Below are 7821 nucleotides of genomic sequence, written 5' to 3'. Positions count from 1 at the left end.
GTGTGGCATAGATCCCAGACGATCAGCGCTCCGGCCGCATGAGCCTTGCGCGTCAGCGCCGCCATGTCGCGCAGTTCACCCGATTTGTAGTTGACGTGGTTGACCAGCACCACCGCGACGTTTTCGTTGATCAGCTCTTCGATAGTGGGCGCGTCGACGCCCGCGAGGCGCAGCAGGACGCCGTCCCGTGTCGAGGCCACGCCTTCGGCGATGTACAGGTCGGTGGGGAAACTGTCACCCTCGGCGACGATGACCGACCGGCCCGGCCGCATCTCCAGCGCCGCATGCAGCACCTTGTAGATGTTGGTCGACGTCGTGTCGCAGACGACGGTCTGGCCGGCCGCGGCTCCAATCAGGCGTCCGAGTTGATCGCCGAGTTCGATCGGCATCTCGAACCATCCGGCCGTATTCCAGGCTCGGATGAGGTCCTGGGCCCATTCCTGGGTTGCCGCCTGCTGCAGCTCGCCGAAAACGGCATGAGACGCTGCCCCCAGTGAATTGCCGTCGAGATAGATCACCCCCTCCGGCAGAATGAAACGGTCGCGCATGGCCCGCAGCGGATCTGTGGCATCCATCGCTTCGACTGCGGCGAGATCAGGAAATCCACTCATGGTCAGTCAGTCCCCGGTTGTTCGCGAAGGGTGTTCCGCCGCCGCGCGTCGCTGTTTTCATTCGACGATGTCAGAGCCGGGTGCGGACCGTCCACAGCTCCGGGAACAGCACCACCTCGAGCATCTTCTTCAGATACGAAGCACCCGACGTGCCGCCGGTGCCGCGTTTCAGACCGATGATGCGCTCAACCGTGGTGACGTGGTTGAAGCGCCAGCGGCGGAAATAATCCTCGAAGTCGACCAGCTTCTCTGCCAGTTCGTAGAACATCCAGTAGCGCTGCGGATCGCGGTAAATGGTTTGCCAGGCGACCAGCACCTCTTCATTCTCGGTTCGCGTCTCACGCCAGTCCGTGCGCTTGGCATCGGCACCGATGTCGAATCCGTTGCGCGCAAGCAGCAGCAGCGCTTCGTCGTAGAGCGATGGTTCGGTCAGGATCGCTTCCAGCTTTCCGCTCAGGTCGGGCCGGTGCTTGTGCGGCCCGAGCATGGCCAGGTTGCGGTTGCCGGCCATGAACTCGATGGCGCGATACTGCCAGGACTGGAAACCCGAGGACTGGCCGAGCGCGTCGCGGAACTCGGTGTATTCGCTCGGCGTCATCGTCCGCAGCACATCCCAGGCATTGTTCAGCTGCTCGAAGATCCGCGCAACGCGCGACAGCATCTTGAAGCTCGGCTCGAGCCGGTCGGCGCGGATGGAACGGATCGCGGCTCCAATCTCGTGTAGAGCGAGCTTCATCCAGAGTTCGGAGGTCTGATGCTGGATGATGAACAGCATCTCGTCATGCGCCGATGACAGCGGCGTCTGGGCCTCCAGCACTTTCTCCAGGTGCAGGTAGTCGCTGTAGGACATGCGCTCTTTGAACGACATCTGGGCGCCTTCGGACGCCGGATCGTACGGTTCGCTCAATTGATTTTCTCCGTGCGCAGCCGGAAGCGCTGGATCTTGCCGGTCTGGGTCTTGGGCAGAGCGGCGATGAATTTTACCGATCGCGGATATTTATAGGGCGCGATCATTGCCTTGACATGGTCCTGCAGGCGCTTGGTGGTGAGGGCGTCGGGCGCGACGCCCTGCGCTAGCACGACATGCGCCTCGACGATCTGGCCGCGTTCGGCGTCCTCGGCGCCAATCACCGCGCATTCGGCGACATCCGGATGCGACAGAAGTGCGGCCTCGACCTCGGGTCCGGCAATGTTGTAGCCGGCGCTGACGATCATGTCGTCGGAGCGGGCGGCGAAATGGAAGAAGCCGTCCTCGTCCTGCGTGAAGGTATCGCCGGTGAGGTTCCAGCCGTCGCGCACGTATTCCTTCTGCCTGTCATCGGCCATGTAGCGGCAGCCGGTCGGTCCGCGCACTGCAAGCCTGCCGGTCGCGCCGCGTGGCACCTCGCGCATCTCGTCATCGACGACGCGCGCCTCGTAGCCGCCCACCGGCTTTCCGGTCGACGCGGGCTTCATGTCGTCAAAACGGTTGGAGATGAAGATGTGCAGCATCTCGGTGGCTCCGATGCCGTCGAGGATCGGCTTTCCGGTCTTTTGTGTCCACTCTTCGAAAACGGGAGCAGGCAAGGTTTCGCCGGCCGAAACGGCGACGCGCAGCGATGAAAGGTCGGCACCTTCATCCATGGCCTTCAGCATGGCGCGGTAGGCAGTCGGCGCGGTGAAAGAGATCGTCGCTTTGTAGGTCTCGATGATGTGGATCATGTTGGGTGGCGTCGCCTGCTCCAGCAGCGTCGCCGCCGCACCGAAGCGCAGCGGGAAGATGGCGAGTCCGCCAAGGCCGAAGGTGAAGGCCAGCGGCGGCGAGCCGACGAAGATGTCGTCCGGCGTCACCTCCAGGATTTCGCGGGCGTAGGCGTCGGCGATGATCAGCAGGTCGCGGTGGAAATGCATCGTCGCCTTCGGAACGCCTGTTGTGCCCGAGGTGAAGCCGAGCAGGGCAACATCGTCGCGGCCGGTGTCGACTGCGGTGAACGTCACCGGCTTGTCGAGAGCGGCACGATCGAGTTCAGCATCATGGTTGGCGGTGCCGTCGAAACCGATGACCTGCTTGAGGAATGCGCTGTCCTTGGCGCAGGCGGTCATCTCGTCCATCAGCCTGGTGTCGCAGAGCGCGACGGTGATCTCCGCCTTGTCGACGATCTTGGCGAGTTCGCCGGCGCGCAGCATCGGCATGGTGTTGACGACCACGGCGCCAACCTTGGTGGCGGCCAGCCAGCAGGCGACCATTGCGGGGTTGTTGGCCGAACGGATCAGCACCCGGTTGCCGGGCTCGACCCCATAATTCTCGACCAGCGCGTGGGCCAGCCTGTTCGTCCAGTCGGACAGTTCCTTGTAGGTACGGCGGCGGCCATTGCCGATGAGGGCGGTGTGGTCGCCGAGACCTTTTTCGACCAGCCTGTCGGTCAGTTCGACCCCGGCGTTGAGGCGTTCGGGATAGTCGAAGCCGTCGAGCAGGATTTCAGGCCATTGCTCCGGCGGCGGCAGGTGATCGCGCGTGAACGTGTCGATATGCGCTGAAGGCCCAAGCATGTCGCCGCTCTCTCCCGTCTGCTGCCTGGCCAGTGCGCGATGCGCCTTGGCCGGATGTCGTGGATACTAAGGTCCTGCTCTGAGGAGGCTTCGTACTGCCCATCGCACCTGCTGAGATGCGCCCAGAAAGGGTGAACATCTGCAGGTTCGGGCAGCACAGCAGACCTCCCATTGTCGGCTGTTCGTGCGGGCAGGATCGCACCAGTCGAAATTTGTTTCAAGCCTAAAATGTTTTTGCCCTAGAGCATTGACGCATGGCGTGGCGGTGGCCATTGCTAGCGGAACAGCGATGCCGTTTTTGGGGAAGGGCGCAGATGTTCGAACGTCACATCGTCGATTGGGATGATGCCTATGCCAACGGTGCGAATATCGCCGGCAGCGACCGATGGCCGGCCGCGTGGGTGGAGCCTGCGCAAGCGTTTCGTGACGCACTCTCGGCGCAGGGCCGGGCACGGCTCGACATCACCTATGGCGATGGGCGACGCAATCGGCTCGATCTCTTCCTCCCCAGCGCCACGCCCAAAGGGTTGGTGGTGTTCATCCATGGCGGTTACTGGAAGGCGTTCGACAAGAGTTTCTGGTCGCATCTCGCCAATGGTGCGGTCAGCAGCGGCTTTGCCGTGGCGATGCCGTCCTACACGCTGTGCCCGGACTTACGCATCGCCGGCATCGTCCAGGAGATCGGCGTGGCGATCGGCAAGGCGGCGGCAATGGTCGACGGGCCGCTGATGCTGACCGGACATTCGGCCGGCGGCCATCTTGCCAGCCGGATGGTGACGACAACCACGCCTCTGGCGGACGATGTGGCGCGGCGCGTGCGCCATGTCGTTTCGATTTCGGGTGTCCACGATCTGCGTCCGATCATGCGCACCGAGATGAACGCGACTCTGGCCATCGACGAGGCCGAGGCGTTGGCGGAAAGCCCGGCACTGTTGCGGCCCATGGATGGTGTCCGCATCACCTGTTGGGCCGGTGGTGGCGAGCGCGCCGAGTTCCTGCGTCAGAACGCCTTGCTTGCCAACATCTGGACGGGCCTCGGTGCTGCAACCAGCACCGTGGTCGAGCCCGACCGGCATCATTTCAGCATTGTCGACGGCCTTGCCGATCCGGCCCACCCACTGAGCCGCGCCTTGATATCGGGCTAGCGCCGAGATCATTTTCCAATTTGTTATTAATGGTTTGTCTTGCTATGCTTCAACGCAGCATCAACACGCTGCAGGCCTCGCCCGCAGCCGCTGCGGGGGCAAACGGCGCCCGCACGATCAGCCCGTTGGCGTCGGCCAGCATTCTCAGCATCGACGAATCCTGGATGCCGAACGGGGTTGCCACCAGAGCTCCGTCATCTTCCCTGACCACGGCTCGGACGTAGTCCTGGCGCAAATCATTGGCCGGCATTGCGGCGCCCAACCGTGCCGGACGTATGTCCTGGCGATGATTGCGGCCGCCGAGCCGCGCCAGCAGCGGCTTCAGGAACAACTGCGAGCAGACCAGGCTTGCCACCGGATTGCCGGGCAGGCCGATGCACCTGATATCGCCGAGGCGGCCGAACATCAGCGGCTTGCCGGGGCGCATGGCGATCTTCCAGAAGCCGAGCGTCATGCCTTCGCCGGTCAGCACGTCGTGGATCAGGTCGTGATCGCCGACCGAGGCGCCACCAAGCGTCACGATGACATCCGCACCGGCCGCGACCGCTTTTTGCACCAGTTCGGCGATAGCCTCCTTGCGATCGGCGGCAATGCCGAGATCGAGCGCGCGGGCGCCGACCGAGTGTGCGGTGGCGGCGACGCCATAGGCATTCGATGAGATGATCTGGTCCGGGCCGAGATCACTGCCGGGCGGCAGCAATTCGTCGCCGGTGGCGATGATGGCGACCAGCGGCCGCTTCACCACGCTGACCCGAGGATGGTTGGCTGATGCCACCAACGACAGCGCCGCCGGGTCGAGCAAGCGACCTTTTTCCAGCAGCATGTCGCCTGTTGAAAAATCGAGCCCGATGCGGCGGATATTGCGCCATTGCGCCGTTGGCTCGGTCACTTCGATTTCGCCGCCGCCGAGGTCGCGCACACTCTCCTGGATGACGATGGTGTCGGCGCCTTCGGGCAGCGGCGCGCCGGTGAAGATGCGCACGGCCTGCGTCTGGCCGACCGTGCCGTCGAAGCCACGCCCAGCCGGCGCCATGCCGATCACCGACAGCCTGGATGGGACCGACGTGACGTCGGCGGCGCGCGCTGCATAGCCGTCCATGGCGGAAGCATTGAAAGGCGGCTGGGTGCGAAGTGCCACGACCGGTTCCGCCAGAACACGATCCACAGCCTCGAACAGGGGAACGCTTTCGCCGGCTAGAGGCGCCGCACCATCGAGCAGGCGTTCAAGCGCCTCCGCGATAGGAACCAGCGCCATCAGGCACTCGCCTTGTAGTCACCCGACTTGCCACCGGTCTTTTCGACCAGGCGGATGCCGGTGATGACCATGGCGCGGTCTACTGCTTTGGCCATGTCGTAGATGGTCAGGCAGGCGACCGAAGCGGCGGTCAGCGCTTCCATCTCGACACCCGTCTTGCCGGTGACGCGCGCCAGTGCGGTGACCTTCAGGCCCGGCAAAGCATGGTCGGGCTCGATGTCGACGGAAACCTTGGTCAAAAGCAGCGGGTGGCAGAGCGGGATCAGTTCATGCGTCTTCTTCGCCGCCATGATACCGGCGATGCGCGCGGTGCCGAGCACATCGCCCTTCTTGGCGTTGCCGGCGAGGATCATCTTCAGCGTCTCGGGCTGCATCGCGACAAAGCCTTCGGCGATCGCCGTGCGCGTTGTTTCATCCTTGTCGCCGACGTCGACCATGTTGGCCTCGCCCTGCGCGCCGAGATGGGTAAGGCCCGATACCATCGTCAGATGACCTCGGCCAAAGCCTTGCCTGTCAGAAGCAGGCGCGTCGCCGCGGTGACGTCCTGTTGCCGCATCAGGCTCTCGCCGACAAGAAAAGTGCCGATGTCGCTCTTTTGCAGCCTGAGGCAGTCGTCATGCGAGAAAATACCGCTCTCGCTGACCAGCAAGCGGTCGGCCGGAACCATCGTCGCCAGCCGCATGGAAGTGTCGAGGCTGGTCTCGAATGTGCGCAGATTGCGGTTGTTGATGCCGATCAGCCGCGACGACAGTTTTAGCGCGCGCTGCGTCTCGGTCTCGTCGTGCACTTCGACCAGTGCATCCATGCCGAGTTCGAAGGCCGTCGCCTCGAGCTCGCTGGCCAGGACGTCGTCGACACTGGCCATGATGATCAGGATGGCATCCGCGCCCCAGGCGCGGGCTTCGTAGACCTGATACGGATCGAACAGGAAATCCTTGCGCAGCGCCGGCAGCGCGACGGCGGCTCGCGCCCGGGTGAGAAATTCGGGCGCACCCTGGAAGGACGGTGCATCGGTCAGCACCGAAAGACAGGCAGCACCACCCTTGGCATAGGCCTGCGCCAGCGCCGGTGGATCGAAATCGGCACGGATCAGACCCTTGGAAGGGCTCGCCTTCTTGATCTCGGCGATTAGCGCGAAGGCGCCGGATTTGCGCTTCGCTTCCAGTGCGGCAAGAAAGCCGCGCGGTGCGTCGGCGTCTTTTGCCCGGGCCTTGATTTCGGCCAACGGCACGCGTGCCTTTGCTGCCGCGATCTCGTCGCGCTTGTAGGCCTCGATCTTGCGAAGAATGTCAGACACGCTCTATCCGTTATCCGTTCGAAATCTCGACCAGCCTGTCGAGCACTTGCAGGGCACGGCCGCTGTCGATGGCTTGCGCCGCCGCCGCGATGCCGTCGCCAAGCGTCGTCGCCTTCCCGGCCACAACCAGTCCGGCACCGGCGTTCATCAGCACGGTGTCGCGATACGCGCCGGCGGCGCCGCCCAGCATATCGCGCAAGGCCTTGGCGTTGTAGTCCGCATCGCCGCCACGCAATTCGTCCTTGCTGTGGCGCGGCAACCCAACCGCTTCAGGCGTCAGGGTGAAGCTGCGGATCTCGCCGCCGATCAGTTCGGCGACCTGCGTCTCGCCGGTGGTGGTGATCTCGTCATAGCCGTCGCCATGGGCAACCCAGACATGCTCGGCACCCAGCGCCTTCAGCGTCTCGGCAACCGGCAGGATCCATTCCGGCAGGAACACACCGACCAGCTGCCGCTTGACGCCGGCCGGATTGGAGAGCGGCCCGAGCAGGTTGAATATGGTGCGGGTGCCGAGTTCGACGCGAGTCGGGCCGACATGCTTCATCGCCGGATGGTGCGCAGGCGCGAACATGAAGCCAACGCCTGCCTCGTGGATGCAGCGGCCGATGAATTCGGGCGAGATATCGATCTTGACGCCGAGCGCAACCAGCACGTCGGCTGCCCCCGTCAGCGATGAAAGGCCGCGATTGCCGTGTTTGGCAACCGGCACGCCGCTGCCGGCAACGACGAAGGCCGATGCCGTCGAAATGTTGACGCTGTGAGAATTGTCGCCGCCGGTGCCGACGATGTCGATGGCGTCGGTGGGCGCGTCGACGTGCAGCATCTTGCCCCGCATGGTTGCGACGGCGCCTGAAATCTCGCTCACCGTCTCGCCGCGCACACGCAGCGCCATCAGGAAACCGCCGATCTGGCCGGGGGTCGCGTCACCCGACATGATGATGTCGAAGGCCTCGCGCGCTTCCTCGAAGGAAAGCGCGCTACCGG

The 7821-nt window shown here is 64.1% G+C and carries 8 protein-coding genes; 1 reads left to right on the top strand and 7 read right to left on the bottom strand.

All coding sequences use genetic code 11. The annotated features are described in order from the left end of the window. The 3 genes from EOD15_RS23520 to EOD15_RS23510 form a co-directional block, all read right to left on the bottom strand. On the bottom strand, positions 1–611 hold a 611-nt coding region (locus EOD15_RS23520), incomplete at its 3' end, for an aminotransferase class V-fold PLP-dependent enzyme (RefSeq protein WP_127408874.1). Between the two features lie 70 nt (positions 612–681). Beyond that, a complete protein-coding gene (kynA, locus tag EOD15_RS23515; RefSeq protein ID WP_127270200.1) occupies positions 682–1518 on the bottom strand; it encodes a tryptophan 2,3-dioxygenase in 837 nt (278 codons plus the stop codon). Beyond that, positions 1515–3140, bottom strand: a complete 1626-nt coding sequence (locus tag EOD15_RS23510) for an AMP-binding protein (RefSeq protein ID WP_127327363.1) — start codon at positions 3138–3140, stop codon at positions 1515–1517. The genes kynA and EOD15_RS23510 overlap by 4 nt, the downstream gene beginning before the upstream one ends. Positions 3141–3454: 314 nt before the next feature. Here EOD15_RS23510 and EOD15_RS23505 point away from each other — a divergent pair, with 314 nt between their 5' ends. After that, entirely contained in the window at positions 3455–4285 is an 831-nt protein-coding gene (locus EOD15_RS23505; protein ID WP_127322492.1) for an alpha/beta hydrolase, read from the top strand. Positions 4286–4334: 49 nt separating this feature from the next. Here the strand turns inward: EOD15_RS23505 and glp are convergent, their stop codons facing one another. From glp to trpD, 4 genes are all read right to left on the bottom strand, one after another. After that, on the bottom strand, positions 4335–5540 hold the full coding sequence (gene glp / locus EOD15_RS23500; RefSeq protein ID WP_127322491.1) for a gephyrin-like molybdotransferase Glp: 1206 nt from the start codon (positions 5538–5540) through the stop codon (positions 4335–4337). Beyond that, positions 5540–6022 carry a cyclic pyranopterin monophosphate synthase MoaC gene (moaC, locus tag EOD15_RS23495; protein WP_127271357.1) on the bottom strand — a complete coding sequence of 161 codons (483 nt, stop codon included), beginning with the start codon at positions 6020–6022 and terminating at the stop codon, positions 5540–5542. The genes glp and moaC overlap by 1 nt, the downstream gene beginning before the upstream one ends. Before the next feature lie 2 nt (positions 6023–6024). Next, entirely contained in the window at positions 6025–6837 is an 813-nt protein-coding gene (gene trpC, locus EOD15_RS23490) for an indole-3-glycerol phosphate synthase TrpC (RefSeq protein WP_127408873.1), read from the bottom strand. 10 nt (positions 6838–6847) lie between these two features. Beyond that, positions 6848–7821: anthranilate phosphoribosyltransferase (gene trpD / locus EOD15_RS23485; RefSeq protein ID WP_127408872.1), on the bottom strand; the 974-nt coding region annotated here is incomplete at its 5' end.

Source organism: Mesorhizobium sp. M7A.T.Ca.US.000.02.2.1 (assembly GCF_003996995.1).
In the GTDB taxonomy this organism is placed as follows: Bacteria; Pseudomonadota; Alphaproteobacteria; order Rhizobiales; family Rhizobiaceae; genus Mesorhizobium.
The sequence above is the reverse complement of the archived record's forward strand: the minus strand, read 5'-3'. Positions and strand labels throughout refer to the sequence as shown.